We start from the raw sequence: 21020 nt of genomic DNA, 5'->3' as shown, positions 1-21020 counted from the left end.
CGGCGGCGGAATGCGCGCAGGCCACGGCCGCGGCCCCATGGGCGGCATGGGCGCGCCTGCCGCGAAGGCGCAGAATTTCGGGCCCAGCGCGAAGCGCCTGCTCGGGATGCTGCGCCCGGACGCGCTCTGGATCGCCGTCGTGGTCCTGTTCGGCGTCATCAGCGTCGCCTTGAGCGTCGTCGGCCCGAAGCTGCTCGGCGAGGCCACCAACGTCGTGGTCGCCGGCTTCATCTCGAAGGACATGCCGTCCGGTGTCACGAAGGCGCAGGTGATTGCGCAGATCCAGGCATCCGGCAACGGTCAGGTCGCCGACATGCTGCGGGGGATGGACTTCACGCCCGGGCAGGGCATCGACGTCGGCCGGCTGGGCTGGCTGATCGCGGTGGTGCTCACGGTCTACATCGTCTCGGCGCTGTTCATGTGGCTGCAGGGCCGGATCCTGAATATCGTCGTGCAGCGGGCCATGCACCGGATCCGGATGCTCGTGGAGGACAAGCTGCACCGGCTGCCGCTGTCGTACTACGACCGGTCGCAGCGCGGCGAGTTGCTCAGCCGGGTCACGAACGACGTCGACAACATCGGCCAGACGCTGCAGCAGAGCATGTCGCAGGTCGTCATCTCGCTGCTGACGGTCCTCGGCGTGCTGATCATGATGTTCTCGATCTCGCCGCTGTTGGCTGTGATCGCCCTCGTCACGATCCCGCTGACGATCGTCATCACGGTACTGGTGGCCCGCCGCTCGCAGAAGCTCTTCGTCGCCCAGTGGGCGGCGACCGGGGTGCTGAACGCCCGCGTCGAGGAGACGTTCTCCGGGCACGCGATAGTGAAGGTGTACGGGCACCAGCGTGACGTCGAGACGGCGTTCCGCGACGAGAACGACACCGTGTACCGCGCCAGCTTCGGGGCGCAGTTCGTGTCCGGGATCATCATGCCGGCGATGATGTGGGTGGGAAACCTCGTCTACGTCGCCATAGCGGTCGCCGGCGGTCTGCAGATAGCGAACGGGTCGATCTCGATCGGCGGCGTGCAGGCGTTCATCCAGTACTCGCGCCAGTTCACCCAGCCGCTCGGCCAGCTCGGCTCGATGGCGAACCTGCTGCAGTCGGGCGTGGCCAGCGCCGAGCGCGTGTTCGAGCTCCTCGACGAGGCCGAGGAGAGCCCGGACGCGGATCCCGCGCTGAGCGTCCCCGCCGACGCCAGCGAGCTCGCGTTCGAGGACGTCGCGTTCCGCTACCTGCCGGACACGCCGCTGATCGGCGACCTGAGCCTGGCGGCGACGCCCGGCAGCACGGTCGCCATCGTCGGGCCGACCGGGGCCGGCAAGACCACGCTCGTGAATCTCATCATGCGGTTCTACGACGTCGACTCCGGTCGCATCCTGCTGGACGGCGTGGACACCCGGCAGATGACGCGCGCCGACCTGCGCGCGCGCACCGGCATGGTGCTGCAGGACACGTGGCTGTTCTCCGGGACGATCCGGGAGAACATCGCGTACGGCCGGCCCGAGGCATCCGAGGAGGAGATCATGGATGCCGCGACCGCGGCCTACGTGGACCGCTTCGTGCACGCGCTGCCCGACGGCTACGACACCCTGCTGGACGACGAGGCCACGAACCTGTCGGCCGGGGAACGGCAGCTGGTGACGATAGCCCGCGCGTTCCTGGCCGATCCGCGCATCCTGATCCTGGACGAGGCCACCAGCTCCGTCGACACCCGCACCGAGCTGCTCATCCAGCGGGCCATGTCGCGGCTGCGCACGGACCGCACGTCGTTCGTGATAGCGCACCGGCTGTCCACGATCCGGGACGCCGACCTCATCCTCGTGATGGAGTCCGGATCGATCGTCGAGCAGGGTACCCACGATGAGCTGCTGGCAGCCCAGGGCGCGTACTGGCGGCTGTACAACGCGCAGTTCGAGGCGCCCGTGCTGGACAGCGGGGCCCCGCCGGTGCCGGCGATGGCGGGCGGCGTGCCCGCTGCGGCGGATGCCGTCGGGGAGCGGGAAGTCCCGGATGCCGCGGAGGGCGTCAACTAGTATGTGAACGTCGCCGGCCACCATCGGCGGCATATCCCCACCCCCAGGGAGGCTCGGCGTGCCCGACGTGCGCACAGGACGGCGAAAGATCACGCTCGCCGATGGAACCGTCGATCTCGCCTGGGCTGCGGTCACCGACGTCGGACGCCGGCGCGAGGTGAACCAGGACGCGGTGCTCGCGGAGTACCCGCTGTTCGTGGTCGCCGACGGCATGGGCGGTCATATCGGGGGCGAGATTGCGTCCACGAGCGCCGTCGATCGGCTGCGTCCGGTCGCCGAATCCGGCGCCGTCACCACCAAGGCGATCGAGAAGGCGCTCGGGCGCGCCATCAAGGACATCGCCGCCCATCCGGAGACGACCGACGAGGGCACCGGCACCACGGTCACCGGGGTGTACTTCGAGGACGACGCGGATCCGCACTGGGTGACGCTGAACATCGGCGACTCGCGCGTGTACCTGCTGCGGGACGGCCAGATAGTGCAGATCACGACGGACCACTCGGTCGTGCAGGAGCTCATCGCGGCGGGGCGGCTGAGCCCCGAGGAGGCCGAGAACCACCCATACGGCAACGTCATCACGCGCGCCGTCGGACCGTCCGACAGCGTCAAGCCGGACTACGTGCGGCTCGACCTGGTTGACGGCGACCGTTTCGTGGTGTGCTCGGACGGGCTGACGAAAGAGCTCACCGACTACGGCCTGCAGCACTTCCTCGGGGAGCATCCGGTCGCCGGGGACGCCGTCACGGCGATGCTCGACGCGGCGCTGGAGAACGGCGGGCGCGACAACATCTCGATCATCGTCGTGGACGTCGCTGTGCACCGCGAGGGCGACGTGGAGGACACCGCGGTCGTCGAGGAGGACGTCGACGCCGCGGGCGACGACGACGCTGACGACCCGGACGACACCGCGCCGGACGGCGACGACGTCGGCACGGACGCGCACGGCGGCGCCGCCTCCCCAGACCGGAACTGAGCGCCGCCGCTCCACAGATCCGCCGCAGCGGTGCCACCGTCCGTCGGTGCGGCGTTGACTGGGGCCATGGTCTTCTCCGCCCTCGCCCTCGCCCTCGACCGTGCCGGCCCGTCGGACGACGGACCCGGTCCGCCCGACGACGGATCCGGCGACGCGCTCCGACTGCCGGAGCCACCGGCGCGTCTGCGTCGCAGCGGCATCCCGCTCGTCGCCTCCGCGATCCCCGTGCTCGCCGCCGGCGGGCTGTGGCTGACGACCGGCACCGCCACGATGCTGTGGTTCGCGGCGCTGGGCCCCCTGATAGCGCTCGGCTCGATCGCCGACGCCGCGCGGACGGCCCGACGCGATCGCCGGCGGGTGGAGCAGGACGGCGCCCGCGCCCGGCGCCGCGTGCGCGCCGCGGTCGACGCGCAGCACGATGCCGAGCGGCGCGCCCGGTGGCAACGGCATCCCGACGTCCTGCGGCTGCTGCGGGAGAGGGAGACGGGGCAGGACGAGGTGTGGCGCCCGGTGGCCGGTCGCGGCGACGAGCTCGTGGTCGGCACCGGCGCCGGCCGCAGCGCCGTCCGCGTCGGCGGCGGGGGCGACGACGCGGATGCCGCCGCACTCCGCGGCGCGGCGGCGGTGCTCGAGGACGCGCCGCGGACGGTCCCGGCCGCCGACGGCATCGCCGTGATCGGACCGGACGCGCCCGCGCGTGCGGTCGTGCGCGCGCTCGTGCTGCAGCTGTGCCTGTGCCTGCCGCCCGACCGGCTGCGGATCGCCGACGTCGACGACGACGCGGGCGGCGAGGCCTGGCTGCGCGCCCTGCCGCACGCGTCCAGCCGCACCGGTCGCGTGCTCGCGGTGTGCGCGCCCGCGCAGGCGCCGCCGCAGGACGCCGACATCGTCATCGCCCGGGTCCGGCCAGGCGATCCCGTGCCGCCGCGGTGCGGCGTCGTCCTCACCATGACGCGACTCGACCGCGCCCGTCTGGCCGGCGACGGCCGCGACGAAGACCTCCGGGTCGAGGCCGTCGGGGCCGCCCAGGCGATGCAGCTCGCGCGGCTGCTCGCCACCCGTGCTGCGGACACGTATGTCCCGGCCGCCCCGGCCGCGCCCGTCGCGCTGGCCGACCTCCTCGACGGCCAGCCCCCGGATGTCGGCGCGGGGAAGGGCGCGGCGCGCTTGGCCGCGCCGCTCGGCACCGACCACGGGCGCCCGTTCGTCCTCGACCTGATCGCGGACGGACCGCACGCGGTGATCGCCGGCGTCACCGGCTCCGGGAAGAGCGCGCTGCTGACCACGTGGATCACCGCGCTGTGCGCCCGCTGCTCCACGGCGCAGGTGTCGTTCCTGCTCGCCGACTTCAAGGGCGGAACCGCCTTCGACGCTCTGGCCGGGATGCCGCACGTGACCGGCGTCATCACCGACCTCGACGCCGGCGGCGCGCGGCGGGCGCTGCAGAGCCTGCGCGCGGAACTGCGCCGCCGCGAGAGCGAGATCGTCGGTGCCGGCGCCCACGACATCGACGGCACGGGCATGCCGCGCCTCATCGTGGTCGTGGACGAGTACGCCGCCCTGACCGCCAGCCACCCCGAGCTCGTGGACCTGTTCACCGACATCGCCGCCCGCGGCCGCGCGCTCGGCGTGCACCTGATCCTCGGCACGCAGCGCGCCGGGGCGTTCCGCGAGTCGCTGCTGGCGAACTGCCCGCTGCGCATCGGGCTGCGGCTGACGGATCCCGCCGACAGCCGCGTGCTGCTGGGGACGGAGGATGCCTGGCACCTGTCCGGTGCGCCCGAGGCGCGGGGGATCGCGCTCGTGCGCCGGGCGGCCGACGCGGCGCCGCGCACGGTGCGCATCGCGCTGTCGTCCGCGGAGCTCATCGCCCGCACGACGGCGTCTGCGACCGGTCCCGCCCCGCGGCGCCCGTGGCTGCCGCCGCTGCCCGAGCATCTCGACCTCGCCGACGCCCTCGTCGCCGCAGACCAGGACGGCTTCGTGCTCGGCATCGCCGACGAGCCCGAGCAGCAGCGCCGGCGCGTCGCGATGCTGGCGCCCGCCGAGCGTGGCCTGTGCGTGCTCGGCGGCGCCGGGTCCGGCCGCACCTCACTGCTGGCGACGGTGGCAGCGCAGGCCCGTCACAGTGTGTGGGTCCCGCCGCATCCCGAGCAGGCGTGGGATGTCATGGCAGACCTCGTCGACAGCCCGCCGCGGAGCGGCACCGTCGTCCTCGTCGACGATCTCGACGCGCTGCTGGCCCGGTACCCGGCGGACTACGGCCAGGCGCTCGCCGAGCGCCTGGAGAACGTCATCCACGCGGCGGGGCCCGGCGGCGCCCAGGTGGTGCTGGCGGCCCAGCGGCTCACCGGGACAGTGACCCGGCTGGCCGATCTGGTGCCGCGGCGCGTGCTTCTCGCCCCCTCGTCGCGGGCGGAGTTCCTCGCGGCCGGAGGCGCGGCGGCGGACTTCTCGGGCCGCCTGCCGGCTGGCCGCGCTGTCATCGACGGCGCTCTCGTCCAGCTGGCGCTTCCGCCGGGTCCGCGACCGCATGTCGGCCGCGGCGTCCCGGGATGGGATCCGCGGGACCGGGTGACGGCGGCGGTGACACGGTCCGGTGACGCGCGCGCCCGCGTGCACGCCGTAGCCTCCCGCGCCGGCGTCGAGGCGGTGAGCGTCGCTGACGTCCTCGCGCGATTCGACCGGGGCGAGCTGCCGGCGGTGGGGACCGTTGTCGTCGGCGACGGCGAACAGTGGCAGCACGCGTGGCGGCTGTGGCAGGCGCTGCGCGCCGTCCACGACGTGCTGATCGACGCCGACAGCGCGGCGGACTATCGGCTGCTCACCGGCGATCGTGCGCTGCCGCCGTACTGCCTGACCTGGCGTGGCCGGGCGTGGCTGATCCGCGCCGGCGGCACCCCGGCCCGCGTGTGCGTGGCCGGGGCGACGCGGCGGTGATCAGGCCAGTGCGTCCGCGACCGGGACCTGCGTCATGCCGTGCGCGAGGGCCACCCCGGTGTTCGCGACCTGACCGGCGACGGTGTTCAGCCCGGCGGCGAGCGCGGAATCGGCGCGCAGCGCGTCCTTCCAGCCCAGGCGCGCTATCTGCCGCGCGTACGGGAGCGTCGCGTTCGTCAGCGCTGACGTCGACGTGTTGGGCACGGCGCCGGGCATGTTCGCGACGCAGTAGAACACGGTGTCGTGCACGGTGAACGTCGGGTCGTCGTGCGTAGTCGGGTGGGTGTCGGCGAAGCAGCCGCCCTGGTCGACGGCGATGTCGACGAGCACCGAGCCCGGGCGCATGCGGGCCACCATGTCATTCGTGACGAGCTTCGGCGCCTTCGCGCCGGGGATCAGCACCGATCCGATCACGAGGTCCGAGTCGACGACGGCGCGGTCCAGATCCAGCGGGTTGGACGCGGCGGTCTTCACCCGGCCCTGGAAGTGGTCGTCCAGGTAGCGCAGGCGCGGCAGCTTCGTGTCGAACACCGTCACGTCGGCGCCCATGCCCGCCGCCACGACGGCCGCGTTCGCGCCGGCGACGCCGCCGCCGATGATCGTCACGCGGGTGGGGCGGGTCCCGGGAACCCCCGACATCAGCAGGCCCCGGCCGCCGGAGGACCGCATCAGCGTGTGCGCGCCCACCATGGGCGCGAGACGCCCGGCGACCTCGCTCATCGGCGCCAGCAGGGGCAGGCCGCCGCCGGCAAGCTGCACGGTCTCGTACGCGATGGCCGTCATCCCGTCCGCCAGCAGGCGGTCGGTGAGGGCTCGGTCGGCGGCGAGGTGCAGGTACGTGAAAAGGACCAGGTCGTCGCGGAAGTAGCCGTACTCGGAGGCGATCGGCTCTTTCACCTTCAGCAGCAACTCGGCGCGCGCCCAGACCTCCGCCGCGTCGTCGAGCATCGTCGCTCCCGCATCGCGGTATTCGCCATCGGGCATCGACGAGCCCAGGCCCGCGCCGGACTGCACGAACACCTCATGCCCCGACGCGACGAGGTCGTGCACCCCGGAGGGGGTGAGCGCCACGCGGTACTCGTTGTTCTTGACCTCGGTGGGGACACTGATCCTCATCGGGTTCCTTTCCGCTCCTCGTGGGAGCTCGCTCGGGCTCCCCGCGGAGCCGCTGTTAGAACGCCGGGCGGATCGCCCCGACGTCCCGTCCGCCGCCGGTGACGGCCAGAGGAAGCTGTGAGACAACGGCGGCCACGTCGCCGGGAGGCAGAGCGTCGGCCAGCTCAAGCAGCCGCATCGCGACAACGGCGGCCGCTCGCGACGACCCATCGAGCATCTTCAGCGCCACGGTCGTGCCGTTCGGGGCGACCATGATCTGCACGCCCTCGGCGCCGCCCTTGGAGAGCACGCCGAGCCGCTCGGCGACGATGGTGTCGGCCAATCCCGGGCCGGCGATCGTCCACGGGTTCTCGCGCACCGCCTCCACCAGCGCTCCGGCATTGCGGTGCAGGGCGAACGGCGAGCTCGCCGACGACGTCCCGATCCTGTGCATCGCCTTCGCCAGCGCCGCGAGGGTCACCGCGTACACGGGGGCGCCGCAGCCGTCCACCGCCGTCGCGGCGACCCGCATGCCGGTGAGCCGTTCCACAAGCTCGCGGATCTGCACCTGCAGCGGGTGCGACGGGTCGAGGTAGCCGGCGGTGTCCCACCCGGATGTGCGGCACGTCAGCAGCATCGCGGCGTGCTTGCCTGAGCAGTTCATCCGCACCCGGGAGGGCGTCGCGTGGTCGCGGACCATCTCGTCCCGGGTGGCGGTGTCCCCGGGCCACGCGGCCGGACACTCCAGGTCGTCCTCGGTCAGGTGGGCGGCGGCGAGGATCTCGCGTACGACGGCCACATGACGGTCCGTCCCGGAGTGGCTCGCGGTGGCCAGGGCCAGCTGCGCGCCCACCAGCGGCGCGCCGGCGCCGAGGCAGGCCAGCGCCTGGATCGGCTTGAGCGTGGAGCGGGGGAGGATCAGGGCGTTCGCATCGCCGTACTCGCGGAGCACCTCCCCGTCCGGGGCGAGGACGACCGCCGAGCCGCTGTGCCGGGACTCCACGAACCCGCTGCGCTCGATCACGGCGAGCTCGACGGCGGCGGTGGCGGCGAAGGTCTGCGGCACGGCTCTCAGCCTACCGCCGTGCCGACACGTGCCCGGCGCGGCATGGCCGGGCAGCACGGTGCCTCCGGGCCCCGCCGCCCCGGCAGTGGACCGCGTGCCAGACTGAGGACATGATCGGCGAGCACCACTATCGTCTGCGGTCCGAATGGACCGGCAACCGCGGCACCGGGACGACCGGATACAAGGACTATGACCGGCTGGTCACGCTGTCCTCGGACGGCAAGCCGGATCTCCCGGTGTCCGCCGACAAGCCGTTCCGCGGCGATCCGTCCCGCTGGAACCCGGAGGAACTGCTACTGGCGGCCCTCAGCGAATGCCACCTGCTGTCGTACCTGCATGCGTGCGTCACCGCCGGAGTGGTCGTCGTCGCGTACACGGATGACGCGAGCGGCCTGCTGACCGAGGACGGCCGGGGCGGCGGTGCGTTCACGGAGGTTGTGCTGCGGCCCCGGGTCACGGTGGCCGAGGCATCCATGCTCGAGGCGGCATCCGCGGCGCACCACCAGGCGCACGAGTGGTGCTTCATCGCGAACTCGGTGAACTTCCCGGTGCGCGTCGAGCCCGAGATGACCGTCAGCGGCGCTCGTGTGGGAGAGCCTGCCTGATCCGCTCGATGGGGTTCAGTGCGGGCGCCTCGTTGTACGCGTGCGCGAGCTCCTGACCGGACAGGTCGTGGATGGCGGCCATGATCGCGTCGGTGGCGGTCCGGCGCGCCCGGCCGGAGGTGGCCGGGCCGTGCGCGCTGACGTCGATCGGCGTCCCGAACCGCACCGAGACGCGCGGGTGCAGTCGCGGGAAGCGCGCGCCGACCGGCATCACGTCGGCGGTGCCGACCAGGCCCACCGGCACCACCGGCGCGCCGGTCTGCAGGGCCAGGAACGCGACCCCGGTGCGGCCCTTGTACAGGCGGCCGTCCAGCGACCGGGTCCCTTCCGGGTACAGCGCCACGGCCTCGCCGGCCTCGAGCAGCAGCTTCTGCTGCTCGAGTGCATCCAGCGCCGCCTGGCCAGCGCCGCGGCGCACGGGCGTCGCGCCCAGCGCGGTGAAGAACGTGCGGCTGAGCCAGCTGCCGACGCCGGTGCCCTCGAAGTACGTGGCCTTCGCGAGGAATCGCACGTTCCGGGGCGCGGACACCGGGATCGCTATCGAGTCGATGAACGACAGGTGATTGCTGGCGAAGATCACGGGGCCCGTCCGTGGGACGTTCTCCCGCCCCGTGATGCGCGGCCGGTACAGCACGCGCGCCAGCGGCGTGAGCAGGAAGCGGCCGACCGCATAGGCGAAAGCCACCGAGGGCTTCTTCGGCGTCGCCTTGCCGTCGTCCGGGATGTCGAGGGCGGGCGTCTCCGGTTCTGGCACCCATCGAGGGTACAGCCGACTCCATGCCGCTGACGGCATGTCGGCGTGCCGCGCCCGGCGTCCGGCCCCGCTCTCAGGAACGTCTTGAGAAAGTGCGGGAGGATGGATGTTCCGCCCGCTCCCGAACCCTGAGGACTTCCGTGCGCACCCGCCCCATCATCGCCCTGTCCGCCGCCGCACTCGCCGTGCTGGCGCTGGCGGGCTGCTCGAGCCAGGCCGCGCCCTCGGCGTCACCGACCACGACCGCGGCCGCCGACCTGTGCACGGCAAAGGTCGCCGCCGGCACGGCATCCGACGCCGTCAAGGTCACCGGCGACGTCGGCAAGGAGGCCAAGGCCGAGTTCGACAAGCCGCTCGAGGTCAAGACCCTGGAGAGCAGCATCGTCACCGAGGGCACCGGCGCGAAGCTGCGGGCCGGCGACCTCGTCAAGTTCGCGCTGACCGAGTTCAACGCGAAGACCGGAGCGAAGAACGGCGCGATCGGCCAGGGCGAGTCGAGCCTGCTGCCGCAGCAGATCTCCGCGAACAGCATCCTCGGTCAGGTGCTCGGCTGCGCCGGCGTCGGCACCCGTGTGGTCGCGGCGATCCCCGGCGACCAGACGAACCCGGCGAGCGTGGACATCGTCGACGTGCTCGACATCGTCCCGAACGCGGCGTGGGGCACGGCGGTCGCGCCGCAGGACGGATTCCCGGCCGTGAAGCTCGCATCCGACGGCACGCCGTCGGTGACGCTCCCGAAGACCGACATGCCGACGGCGTTCAAGAAGGAGACCCTGAAGCGCGGCGACGGCGAGAAGGTCGCCGCGGGCGACGCGGTGCTCGTGCAGTACTCGGGCGTCTCCTGGAACTCGGGCAAGACGTTCGACAAGAGCTGGGGCGGCCAGCCGTTCTCGTTCCAGGTCGGCCAAGGCGTCGTGAAGGGCTTCAGCGACGCGGTGACCGGCGAGACTGTCGGATCGCAGGTGCTCGCGGTGCTGCCGCCCTCGGTCGCGTACGGCGAGGGCAAGATCAACGAGAAGGACCTGAAGGGTCAGACCCTCGTGTTCGTCGTCGACATCCTGGGCGTCCAGCACAACACCGCGCAGTAGCTGAATAGGCTGGCGGGATGCGGCGCGTCCTCATCCTCGGCTCGACCGGCTCGATCGGCACCCAGGCGCTGGCGGTGATCCGCGCGCATCCGGGGCGCTTCGAGGTCGTGGGGCTCGCGGCGGGCACGGACAGCGCGGCGCTGGCAGCGCAGGCGGACGAGTTCGGCGTCGAGCACACCGCGCTCGGCGAGATCGAGGCCGAGCAACTGGTGCGGGACGTCGATGCCGACGTGGTCCTTAACGGCATCACCGGGTCGGTGGGCCTCGGACCCACGCTCGCCGCGTTGGAGTGCGGGCGCACGCTGGCGCTGGCCAACAAGGAGTCGCTGATCGTGGGCGGTGAGCTGGTCACAGCGCTGGCCGCTCCCGGCCAGATAGTGCCGGTGGACTCCGAGCACTCCGCTATCGCGCAGGCGCTGCGCGCGGGCGGGCCGGGCGAGGTGCGCCGGCTCGTGCTCACGGCGTCCGGCGGCCCGTTCCGCGGGCGGCGCCGCGCGGCGCTGGCGGGCGTGACGCCGGAGCAGGCGCTCGCGCACCCGACCTGGCGGATGGGCCGCGTGGTCACCACGAACTCGGCAACCCTCGTGAACAAGGGGCTCGAGGTGATCGAGGCGCACCTGCTGTTCGACGTCCCGTACGAGCGCATCGAGGTCGTCGTGCATCCGCAGTCGATAGTGCACTCGATGGTGGAGTTCGTGGACGGCTCGACCGTTGCGCAGGCGTCGCCGCCGGACATGCGCCTGCCGATCTCGCTGGGCCTGGACTGGCCGCGGCGGGTGGCCGGCGTGGGCCGGCCCCTGGACTGGACGACGGCGTCATCGTGGACGTTCGAGCCGCTGGACGAGGACGCGTTCCCCGCCGTGGCGCTGGCCAAGCGCGTGGGGGGCGCCGGTGGCACCTACCCGGCCGTGTTCAACGCGGCGAACGAGCAGGCGGTGGAGGCGTTCCATGCGCATCGGCTGCCGTTCCTCGGCATCGTCGACACGGTGCGCCGCGTCGTCGAATCGCACGAAGCCCCCGGCTTGCTCACCCGCGAAACGCTCGCGGAGGCCGAGCGCTGGGCGCGCCGCGAGGCCGACCGCCACATCGCCGCCACCTAGCCCTCGCCCCGCGAGGCAGCCCCGAACTCCGCGAGGCATCCCCGAACTCCGCGAGACAGCCCCGAACTCCGCGAGACAGCCCTAAACTCCGCGAGACAGCCCTAAACTCCGCGAGGCAGCCTCGAATTCCCCGACGCAGCCTCGAGATGTGCGGGGATGTCTCGCGAATTTGGGGGATGCCTCGCGAATTTGGGGGATGCCTCGCGAATTTGGGGGATGCCTCGCGGGAGGGCGGGAGGGAGCGCGAGGTTACGCGGGGCGCTCGGGGTCGGATGCCGGGGTGGCATCCGCAGGGTAGGGGACCGGCCAGGACGGCTCCGGTACCGGCCAGCCCGCGTCGCGGAGGGCCCGTCGGGCGAGCTCACGCGCCGAGTACGGGGCGCGGCGACCTCGGATGTCGCGGTAGTCCTGGTGGCCGGGACCGGCCCACAGGATAGCGTCGCCGTCGCCGACGAGCGATACCGCCTCCCGGATGGCACGCTCGGGCGGCGAGAACTCGTGGATCTCGGCATCCGGCTGCGCGCGACGCGCCCCCTCCACGAGCGTGGCCCGGATGGCATCCGGGTCCTCGAAGCGGGGGTGATGATCCGTGATGACGAGGATGTCGCTGCCCTGAACCGCGGTGCGGCTCATGTCGAACCGCTTTGTGGCGTCGCGGTCCCCGTCCGCGCCGAACAGCATGAGCACCCGGCCGGGCGTGACCCGCCGCACGGCCGCGAGCGTCTTCTCGAACGCGTCCGGCGAATGGCCGAAGTCGACATACACGGCCGGTCCGGCCGTTCCGGACACGAGCTGGGTGCGGCCCGGCAGGTGCGCGTCGATGCGCCCGCCGTCCAGAGCCGCGACGATGTCGCCCCACGCGTACCCCGCCTCGAGCAGCATGACTATCGCCAGGCCCGCGTTCGCCGCCATGTGCCGTCCGATCGTGGGCACCACGGTGGTCAGCGCTCCGGCCGGGCCGCGCAGCGTGAACGTCGTCCCGTCCGGACGCTCCTGCACGATCTCGACCGTCCAGTCGGCGGCGGCATCCGGATCCGCCGCTATCGCGGGCGTGATGATCGTCGTGTACGGCACTTCGCAGTGCCCGGCGATCCGCGCGCCGGCCGTCGAGTCCAGGCAGACCACGGCGCGACGCGAGCGGGCGGCGGTGAACAGGGGCACCTTCGCCTGGAAGTACTCCTCCATGTCGGCGTAGTCGTCGAGGTGGTCGTGCGACAGGTTCGTGAAACCGGCGACATCGAACATGAGACCGTCGACGCGGTGCCGGCTCAGCGCCTGCGCGCTGACCTCCACGGCCACCGCCTGCACGCCGCGCTCGCGCATCAGTGCCAGCAGCGCGTGGAACTCGGATGCCTCGGGTGTGGTCAGTCGCGAGACGATGACCTCTCCGGCGATGTGGCGTTCGGCGGTGGACGAGAGCCCGGTGACGATGCCGAGCTGGCCGAGGATGCCCTCCAGGAGATGCGAGACGCTGGTCTTGCCGTTCGTCCCGGTCGTGCCCAGCAGCAGCGGCAGCCGGTCGTCGGCGCCGGTGCCGTACACCCACGCCGACAGGTCGCCGAGCCGCGCCCGCGGGTCGTCCACCACGACCACCGGCAGGCCCGAGTCCGCCGCGATGCCGGCGCCGTGCGCGTCGGTGATGACGGCCACCGCGCCCTTCTCGGCGGCGGCCGCCGCGAACTCGGCGCCGTGCCGATTCGCGCCGCGGATAGCGACGAACGCCTCCCCGGGCCGCAGGTCCGCGGTGGCCAGGGTGATGCCGGTCAGCGTGGCGTCGGGGCCGCGCAGCTGGCCGTCCACGCGCGCGGCGAGGTCGGCGAGGGAACGGACGGGGGGATGCTCGGGCCGCAGGACGGGCGGGAGGTTGGCGGGTGCGGAATCGTCGCGGGTCATGGCCGGTCCATCATCTCACTGCACGGTGCCCCCGGCCGCCGCGCCAACCTCCCGCCCGAACGGTCAGGCCCGCGCGCGCCGCCGCCGAAGGATCGACACCACGGCGATCGCGAGAGCTGCGACCCCGGCGGCAAGGCCCCCGCCGCCGAGCCAGCGCGCGACCGGGTCGGCGGCGGGGGATGCCTCGGCCTGCGGGCCGTGGTGGTCGGATGCCGCGCCGGTGGCCGCACCGACCGCGACCGCCGGCGCGGGATTGTCGAGGTCCTCGGCGCTCTGCCCCGCGGCGGGCACCTGGGTCCACGCCGTCGATCCGGTGACGCAGGTCTGCACGACCGGGAACGTCACGGTCTTTCCGGCCGCCGACGTGTCGAACAGCACGTCCATCGAGACCGAGGCAGCCACGCCGCTCTCGATCGGATGCGCAGCCGTGAAGGTGACCTCGGTGGGGACGCCGTTGCCGCCGAGGGTGCGCTGGATGGTCCACCCGCCCTCGTAGACCGGGGCGGCGTTTCCCACACCGTCGGGGATCGTGACGGTCAGCGATGTGGTGGGCGAGTCGTTGCAGCCGTGGTGGAACGAGAACGTCAGCGGCGTGGTGGCGCCCGCGGGGGCGGTGTCGGGGCCGACCTCCACGTGTGCGGATGCGGCCAGGGGAACGGCGACCGCGAGCAGGATGCCGGCGGCCAGGCCCGCGGCGAGGCGGGCAGATGCGTGTGTCATGGATGTCTTTCGTCGAGTCGCCGGGCGGCGGACAGGCCGGCCTCCCGGGCGAGAATGTGCGGCGGCGCGCGCGTCGGCGCGCTGACGGGGAGCCCGTGCCGCGGGATGGGTGTGCGGTCATCCGCACCGATGGGTCACGCCGCCAGCGGAGGCCCGCGTCGTGACAGTCCCGATCCGAGAATCATGTCGGGACGCAGGGTCACGACGAGAAGCGGGACCCGCTTCCGGCGCACCGCCGGCAGCGGGGCGGTGAGGACGATGTGCGGCAGCAGGCGGCGGATGCCGCGACCGAGCGCCTGCAGCATCCGCTCCCCGCGGTGCAGCACGACGACCGTTACCAGTGCAACCGCGATGTGCGCGAGGATCATCGGCGAATCCGCGGAGTGCATCGCGGATGTCGCATTCGTCATCGTCATGTGCGCGGCGTGGCCGGCCATCCCGGCCGTCGGCGTGTAGACGACCGCGCCCGGGTCGGCGAACAGCACGAACTGCACGTGGAACACGACCTGCGCGGCCGCCACCGCGGCGCTCGTGCGCAGCACGGACGGCCGGCGGCCGACGAGGGCCACCGCCAGCGGCGTCGCCAGCACCGCCGTGATCGCCATCAGCAGCGCCGAAGGGGCGCCGGCGCCCGCGAGCGTGTGCCCGGTCGCCGCCAGCAGGGTGGCCGCGACCGATGCCACGGCGCCGCGCAGGGCGCGGACACGACGGAGGGCCTGGCGATCCACCCCTCCAGCGTACGGCGAGTCCCGCGTCCGCGGCGCCGCACGGCGGACTCGAAGCCGGCACGGGGAGTCCTGCGTGCGGGGCGCCGCACGGCGGACTCAAAGCCGGTCCCGGTACCGTGAGGGGCGTGACCGCCCTCGCCTTCGTCATCGGCATCGTCCTGGTCCTGGTGGGCCTGGCCGTGTCGATCGCCCTGCACGAGATCGGCCATCTGCTGCCGGCGAAGCTGTTCGGCGTGCGGGTCGGCCAGTACATGATCGGGTTCGGTCCGACGCTGTTCTCGCGGCGCAAGGGCGAGACCGAATACGGGATCAAGGCGATCCCGCTCGGCGGCTACATCTCGATGGCCGGCATGTACCCTCCGTCGCCCCGGGATGCCGCGCGCGGCGGCCGCGCCGGCGGCGGGTTCTTCGCCACGATGGTGCAGGATGCCCGCGCCGCCAACGACGAAACGCTCGACGGCGACGGCGATACCCGGGTGTTCTACCGGCTGCCGGTGTACAAGCGCGTGATAGTGATGCTCGGCGGGCCGGTGATGAACCTGCTGCTGGCCATCGTGCTGTTCGCGATAGCGTTCAGCGGGATCGGCGTGCAGACGGCCACCACCACGATCGCCCAGGTGAGCGCATGCGTGCCCGCCGCGGGGGCGACGTCCTGCGCGGCCGCCGACCCCGCGTCGCCCGCGCGCACGGCCGGTGTCCGGCCGGGCGACCGGATAGTGTCCGTCGACGGCACCGCGACCTCCACGTTCGGCGAGGCGTCGGCCGTCATCCAGCGGTCCGCAGGTCGCAGCATCCCGGTCGTCGTCGACCGCGACGGACATGCGCTGACGCTGCAGCTCACACCGGCGGCCCGCACCGTGGACGGCGCCGAGGTGGGGTTCGCGGGCATCACCTCCCGGGTCGACTACGTGCGTCAGCCGCTGTGGTCGGGGCCCGTCGCGGCGTTCCAGAACGTGGGGGCGGTCGCCGAGATCATCGTGCAGTTGCCGCAGAAGCTCTACGGCGTCGTGCAGTCCACCGTCACCGGCGGTCAGCGCGACCCGAACAGCCCGCTGTCACCGGTCGGCGTGGGCGTGCTCGCCGGCGAGGCGGCGTCCTCGGCGGCGCCGGTCCTGGACCGGGTGGCCTTCCTGCTCGTGCTCCTCGGATCGCTGAACGTGTCGCTGTTCGTGTTCAACCTCGTGCCGCTGCTGCCGCTGGACGGCGGTCATGTCGTGGTCGCGCTGTGGGATGGCGTAAAGCGCGCCTGGTCGAGGATCTTCCGCCGTCCGCCGCCGAAGCCGGTCGACGCGACCCGGCTCGTGCCGGTGACGTTCGTGGTCGTGGTGCTGCTGATAGCGATGGGCGCGGTGCTGATCCTCGCCGACGTGATAAACCCGATCACGTTGCTGGGTCGGTAGCCAGCGCATGCGCCGCGAGGCGCTCCAGGGTGTGCAGTCCGTCGCGGGACAGGATCGACTCGAGGTGCCCCTGCACCGACGCGAACCCGGGACCGCGCAGCGCGTACACGTCGCCGGTCTCGGCATCCGCCGCCACCTCCACGGCGCCGTACTGTCGCGTACCGGGGACGACGCGCGCGGTGAATGTGTTGTAGAAGCCGAGCGAGGCCGCCTGACCGAACACGTCGACGGTCTTCTGCAGGCCCTGGTGCGGCCGCGCGAGCGGGGCGAGGGGGATCCCGAGCGTGTCGGCGAGGATCTGGTGGCTCAGGCACACCGCCAGCAGCGACGCCCCCGCCGCCCGCCGCCGTGACACGACATCGCGCATCCGCTCAATCCGGGGGCTCGCGGCATCGCCCGGGTCACCGGGGCCGGGCCCGGCCACGACGAGGTCCGCGGCGTCCAGATCCTCGTCGGTGACGGCATCCCACGGCGCTATCCGTACGTGCAGTCCCAGGTGATGCAGCTGGTGTGCGAGCATCGTGGTGAACCGGTCCTCCGCGTCCACGACGAGCGCCGTGCGACCGCCGAACGGAGCATCCGCCCGTGTCCCCTGCGGGTTCAGCCAGAACGAGGCGAGCCGGGCGTTCCGGGATGCCAGGAGCCGTGCGATCTCCGGGTCGTCGGCCAGTGGCCGCATCGCCGCAGGTTCATCCGGGTCCATCGCCGGGTCGCGGGGGACCGCGCCGATGGCCCCGAGGACGCCGGCAGCCTTGCCGTGCGTCTCGCTCACCTCGCCGTAAGGGTCGGAGTGGCGCACGAGCGTCGCGCCCACCGGGACGCGCAGCCGTCCGTCCACGAGATATGCGGTGCGGATGAGGATCGGCGCGTCCAGATCGTGGGTGGGCTCGCCGACGGTGAGCGTCTCGCGGGGCGTGAACAGCGCCGCGACGCCGGAGTAGTAGCCGCGCGGCGTCCGCTCGTGGCGCGTGATCACGGCGCACGCGTTCTGCATCGGCGAGCCGGTGACGGTGGGGGCGAACATCGTCTCGCGCAGGATGTCGCGCGGGTCCATCCCGCTGCGGCCGCGCAGCACGTACTCGGTGTGCGTGAGCCGCGACATCTCCTTCAGGTGCGGGCCGGTGATCCGGCCGCCGTCGGCGCAGACGGCGCTCATCATCTTGAGCTCCTCGTCCACGACCATGAAGAGTTCCTCGGTCTCCTTCGTGGACTGCAGGAAAGTGCTGAGGGTCTCGACGGTCGCCCCACCGGCGGGATGGCGGAACGTGCCCGAGATGGGGTTCATCGTCACGACGCCGTCGTGGGCTATCACGTGGGCCTCGGGGCTCGCCCCCACGCAGACGTGGCCGGGGGTGGACACGAGGAACGTCCAGTACGCGCCGCGCTCGTGTTCGAGCAGCGCGCCGAACCAGGTGAGTGCGGCCGTGGTGGGGTCGGCGTCGACGGTCGCGGTGAAGTCGCGGCGGATGACGAAGTTCGCGCCCTCCCCGCGGCCTATCTCGTCGGCGATCACGGTGCGCACTATCTGCGCGTATTCCTCGTCCGGGATGTCGAACCCGGCATCCGCGAGCGGCACCGATGTCGCCGGCAGGGCCGCCAGCGCCTCCGCCAGCGGGACGGCCGTGCGCTCCTCGACGACGAGGCAGCGCAGCGGGACCCCGTCGTCGTGGCACGTGAAGCCGCGTTCGCGCACCTGCCGGAACGGTACGAGGGCGAGCACTTCCTGCGAGCGGCCGTCACGGTCGGTGAGCGGGATGTCGGCGAGCAGATCGACGTCGACCACGCGCCCGGTGAGCACCTCGACGGTGGCGCCGTCCCGCGCGAGCAGCGCGAACGGGCGATCGCCGCGGCGGAGCGCGTCGAGGGCGGCGGAGGCGGGGCTCGGTGTCATCGCCGGCCTTTCGAATCGTCGGGCGGCCTCGACAGGAAAGACCGCCACGCGGGCGGTCTGTGGGTCACGCGAACACACCGCCTCAGGAGGCGGGCCACCAGGCACGGTTCGCGATCATGCGCTGAAACTATCACACGGCCCGGGGCCGCCCGGCCGTGTGACGTGCGGCTCCCAGCGCCACCGGAGGCTCGGGCCGTAGGCTGAGCGCGTGCCAGCAGTGAATCTCGGGATGCCCGCACCGGCCCGGCAGGTGCTCGCTCCACGGCGCCGCAGCCGCCAGATCCGGGTGGGCAAGGTCCTGGTCGGCGGTGACGCACCGGTGAGCGTGCAGTCGATGACGACGACGCCCACCACCGACATAAACGGGACCCTGCAGCAGATCGCCGAGCTGACGGCGGCCGGGTGCGAGATAGTGCGGGTCGCTGTGCCGAGCCAGGACGATGCTGACGCGCTGCCGATCATCGCGCGCAAGAGCCAGATCCCGGTGATCGCCGACATCCACTTCCAGCCGAAGTACGTGTTCGCCGCCATCGACGCCGGATGCGGCGCCGTGCGGGTCAACCCGGGGAACATCCGGCAGTTCGACGACAAGGTCGGCGAGATTGCGAGGGCGGCGAAGGATGCCGGCGTCTCGCTGCGGATCGGGGTGAATGCGGGTTCGCTGGACAAGCGGCTGCTGGAGAAGTACGGCACGGCGACGCCGGAGGCGCTCGTGGACAGCGCCGTGTGGGAGGCGTCCCTGTTCGAGGAGCACGACTTCCACGACTTCAAGATCTCCGTCAAGCACCACGATCCGGTCGTCATGGTCAAGGCATACCGCCTGCTCGCGCAGCGCGGCGACTGGCCGCTGCACCTTGGGGTCACCGAGGCCGGACCGGCGTTCCAGGGCACCATCAAGTCGGCGACGGCGTTCGGGATCCTGCTGGGCGAAGGGATCGGCGACACGATCCGGGTGTCGCTGTCGGCGCCGCCGGTGGACGAGGTCAAGGTGGGGCTGCAGATCCTGCAGTCGCTGGGACTGCGCGAACGCACCCTCGAGATAGTGTCGTGCCCGTCGTGCGGGCGCGCGCAGGTTGACGTCTACACGCTTGCCGACGCTGTCACCGAGGGGCTGAAGGACCTCACCGTGCCGCTGCGCGTCGCGGTGATGGGGTGCGTCGTGAACGGACCGGGGGAGGCGCGCGAGGCCGATCTGGGTGTGGCATCCGGCAACGGCAAGGGGCAGATCTTCGTGAAGGGGCAGGTGATCAAGACCGTGCCCGAGGCCGAGATCGTTCAGACCCTGATCGCGGAGGCGAACCGGATCGCCGCCGAACTGGGACCGGATGCCGCGGTCGGCCCCGCGCAGGTGGTCACCGCCTGATCACTCCAGGCAGAATTCGTTCCCTTCCGGATCCTGCAGCTGGTAGTACTGCTCCGGCCACGGCCCCCACTGCTGGTCGATGAATCGGACCACCGTCGCGCCGAGGGCGACGAGCCTGTCCTTCTCCGCGTCCAGGCGCTCGCGGCGCGAGCCGTCGCCATCGGGCGGGCGCAGGTCGAGATGGACCCGGTTGCGGGTGCGCTTTGCGCCGTCGGCGTGGTGGAAGAACAGCCGCGGTCCCTTCCCGTCCGGATCCTCGGCGAGGCCGCGGGTGCCGAGGTCCGCCTCGGTCAACCCGGATGCCAGCAGCCGGGAGCGCAGCGGCTCGTCCCAGTCGACGTGCGGATAGCCGAATACGTCGGCCCAGAAGTGCGAGAGGCGGCGCGGGTCGTCCGCGTAGAACGTGATGTTGCCGAGCGTCGCCATGGGGCCTCCCGATGTCGTGGTGGATCACGGTAGCGCGGGCTGGGGACATCGCGCGCGTTGATAGTCTTCGTTCCGCCGAGCGAAGGAGGCGCATGTCCGCGACAGTGGTGACGTTCCCGCAGGGGGCGGTGACTGCGGAGGCGACCGTCGTCCAGGTGGGTGACGTGGTGATCCTGGATGCCACGCCGTTCCACCCTGTCGATCACACGTGGCCCGACCAGCCGGGGGACTCCGGTGTCTTGCGTGCGGACGGCGTCGTGGTGCCGGTGGTCGAGGCCGTGATGGCGGCGCTCGACGCCGACGGTGCGCTGTTCGTCGGTGAAGACATCCCGGTCAAGCGCGGCACCGAGGGCTGGACGTGGCTCGTCGGCCACCGCGTCGAGGGCCCGGTGCCGGCTGCTATCGCTGCGGGCGCGTCGGTGTCGGCGGAGGTGGATGCCGCGCGGCGGGCGGCGCTGAGTCGCGGGCACACCGCGTGCCACCTGGCGTCGCTCGCGCTGGATCTGGCGCTGGCCGACCTCTGGCGCAAGGACCCGGGAACGGATGCGCTGGGCACGCCCGACTTCGAGAGTCGGGCCAGCCAATCCAGCAGCATCCACCCGGACGGCTCGGTGGACGGGTATCGGCTGGGCAAGAGCCTGCGCAAGGCGGGTTTCGACACCGAGGGCTTCCTGGCGTCCGTCGCTGATCGCCGGGATCGGATCAACGCGCAGCTGGCGGCGTGGGTGGCGTCGCGCGTTGCGAGCCGGATCGTCGTGGACGGTCCGACGATCGTGGATCGTCGTCGGTGGGAATGCGACCTCGCTGAGGGCACCGCGTCGATTCCCTGCGGCGGCACGCATGTGAGGTCGCTGTCGGAGTTCGCGTCGATCACGGTGACGCTCGACGTGTCCGACCCGCAGCTGCTGATCATGACAACGACGGTCGTGCCGTGATCCAACCC

Annotated in this window: 17 protein-coding genes; 9 read left to right on the top strand and 8 right to left on the bottom strand. The window is 72.3% G+C overall.

Annotation, left to right across the window (positions count from 1 at the left end; genetic code table 11):
• The first annotated feature begins 10 nt into the window (after positions 1-10).
• From GH740_RS08350 to GH740_RS08340, 3 genes are all read left to right on the top strand, one after another.
• Complete coding sequence (locus tag GH740_RS08350) at positions 11-2035, top strand: ABC transporter ATP-binding protein (protein ID WP_153745788.1); 2025 nt, start codon at positions 11-13, stop codon at positions 2033-2035.
• A gap of 58 nt (positions 2036-2093) precedes the next feature.
• Positions 2094-3008, top strand: a complete 915-nt coding sequence (locus tag GH740_RS08345; RefSeq protein ID WP_367641156.1) for a PP2C family serine/threonine-protein phosphatase — start codon at positions 2094-2096, stop codon at positions 3006-3008.
• Between the two features lie 66 nt (positions 3009-3074).
• Complete coding sequence (locus GH740_RS08340; RefSeq protein ID WP_153745662.1) at positions 3075-5948, top strand: FtsK/SpoIIIE domain-containing protein; 2874 nt, start codon at positions 3075-3077, stop codon at positions 5946-5948.
• Here GH740_RS08340 and ald read toward each other — a convergent pair whose 3' ends face one another.
• Positions 5949-7064, bottom strand: a complete 1116-nt coding sequence (ald, locus tag GH740_RS08335) for an alanine dehydrogenase (protein WP_153745661.1) — start codon at positions 7062-7064, stop codon at positions 5949-5951.
• Between the two features lie 55 nt (positions 7065-7119).
• Positions 7120-8109, bottom strand: coding sequence for an asparaginase (locus tag GH740_RS08330; protein ID WP_367641154.1), 990 nt, complete (start codon positions 8107-8109; stop codon positions 7120-7122).
• Between the two features lie 110 nt (positions 8110-8219).
• On the opposite strand from GH740_RS08330, the gene GH740_RS08325 reads away from it, so the two are divergent.
• Positions 8220-8714: an OsmC family protein gene (locus GH740_RS08325; RefSeq protein WP_153745660.1), complete on the top strand. Its 495-nt coding sequence runs from the start codon at positions 8220-8222 to the stop codon at positions 8712-8714.
• On the opposite strand, the gene GH740_RS08320 is transcribed toward GH740_RS08325, so the two are convergent.
• Positions 8683-9507 carry a 1-acyl-sn-glycerol-3-phosphate acyltransferase gene (locus GH740_RS08320; RefSeq protein WP_153745659.1) on the bottom strand — a complete coding sequence of 275 codons (825 nt, stop codon included), beginning with the start codon at positions 9505-9507 and terminating at the stop codon, positions 8683-8685. The genes GH740_RS08325 and GH740_RS08320 overlap by 32 nt on opposite strands.
• Positions 9508-9608: 101 nt before the next feature.
• Between GH740_RS08320 and GH740_RS08315 the strand changes: the two genes are divergently transcribed.
• Entirely contained in the window at positions 9609-10556 is a 948-nt protein-coding gene (locus GH740_RS08315; RefSeq protein WP_367641151.1) for an FKBP-type peptidyl-prolyl cis-trans isomerase, read from the top strand.
• 17 nt (positions 10557-10573) lie between these two features.
• Positions 10574-11656, top strand: a complete 1083-nt coding sequence (gene dxr / locus GH740_RS08310) for a 1-deoxy-D-xylulose-5-phosphate reductoisomerase (RefSeq protein WP_153745657.1) — start codon at positions 10574-10576, stop codon at positions 11654-11656.
• 249 nt (positions 11657-11905) lie between these two features.
• Here dxr and GH740_RS08305 read toward each other — a convergent pair whose 3' ends face one another.
• The 3 genes from GH740_RS08305 to GH740_RS08295 form a co-directional block, all read right to left on the bottom strand.
• Complete coding sequence (locus GH740_RS08305; RefSeq protein WP_153745656.1) at positions 11906-13549, bottom strand: Mur ligase family protein; 1644 nt, start codon at positions 13547-13549, stop codon at positions 11906-11908.
• Positions 13550-13612: 63 nt separating this feature from the next.
• Entirely contained in the window at positions 13613-14269 is a 657-nt protein-coding gene (locus tag GH740_RS08300; RefSeq protein ID WP_153745655.1) for a DUF1775 domain-containing protein, read from the bottom strand.
• Positions 14270-14403: 134 nt separating this feature from the next.
• Positions 14404-14997, bottom strand: coding sequence for a hypothetical protein (locus tag GH740_RS08295; protein WP_153745654.1), 594 nt, complete (start codon positions 14995-14997; stop codon positions 14404-14406).
• Between the two features lie 125 nt (positions 14998-15122).
• Between GH740_RS08295 and GH740_RS08290 the strand changes: the two genes are divergently transcribed.
• Positions 15123-16397: an RIP metalloprotease gene (locus GH740_RS08290; protein ID WP_367641148.1), complete on the top strand. Its 1275-nt coding sequence runs from the start codon at positions 15123-15125 to the stop codon at positions 16395-16397.
• On the opposite strand, the gene GH740_RS08285 is transcribed toward GH740_RS08290, so the two are convergent.
• A complete protein-coding gene (locus tag GH740_RS08285) occupies positions 16378-18288 on the bottom strand; it encodes an anthranilate synthase family protein (RefSeq protein WP_153745652.1) in 1911 nt (636 codons plus the stop codon). The genes GH740_RS08290 and GH740_RS08285 overlap by 20 nt on opposite strands.
• A 229-nt stretch (positions 18289-18517) precedes the next feature.
• On the opposite strand from GH740_RS08285, the gene ispG reads away from it, so the two are divergent.
• Complete coding sequence (gene ispG / locus GH740_RS08280) at positions 18518-19651, top strand: flavodoxin-dependent (E)-4-hydroxy-3-methylbut-2-enyl-diphosphate synthase (RefSeq protein WP_153745785.1); 1134 nt, start codon at positions 18518-18520, stop codon at positions 19649-19651.
• On the opposite strand, the gene GH740_RS08275 is transcribed toward ispG, so the two are convergent.
• Positions 19652-20077, bottom strand: coding sequence for a VOC family protein (locus tag GH740_RS08275; RefSeq protein WP_153745651.1), 426 nt, complete (start codon positions 20075-20077; stop codon positions 19652-19654).
• Positions 20078-20169: 92 nt separating this feature from the next.
• Here GH740_RS08275 and GH740_RS08270 point away from each other — a divergent pair, with 92 nt between their 5' ends.
• The gene (locus GH740_RS08270) at positions 20170-21012 is read left to right on the top strand and encodes a hypothetical protein (RefSeq protein ID WP_153745650.1); all 843 of its coding nucleotides are present in this window, start codon (positions 20170-20172) and stop codon (positions 21010-21012) included.
• Positions 21013-21020: the final 8 nt, after the last annotated feature.

The organism is Microbacterium sp. SYP-A9085 (genome assembly GCF_009649635.1).
Classification (GTDB): domain Bacteria; phylum Actinomycetota; class Actinomycetes; order Actinomycetales; family Microbacteriaceae; genus Microbacterium.
Note: the sequence above shows the minus strand (reverse complement) of the source record. Positions and strands in the feature narration are given on the sequence as shown.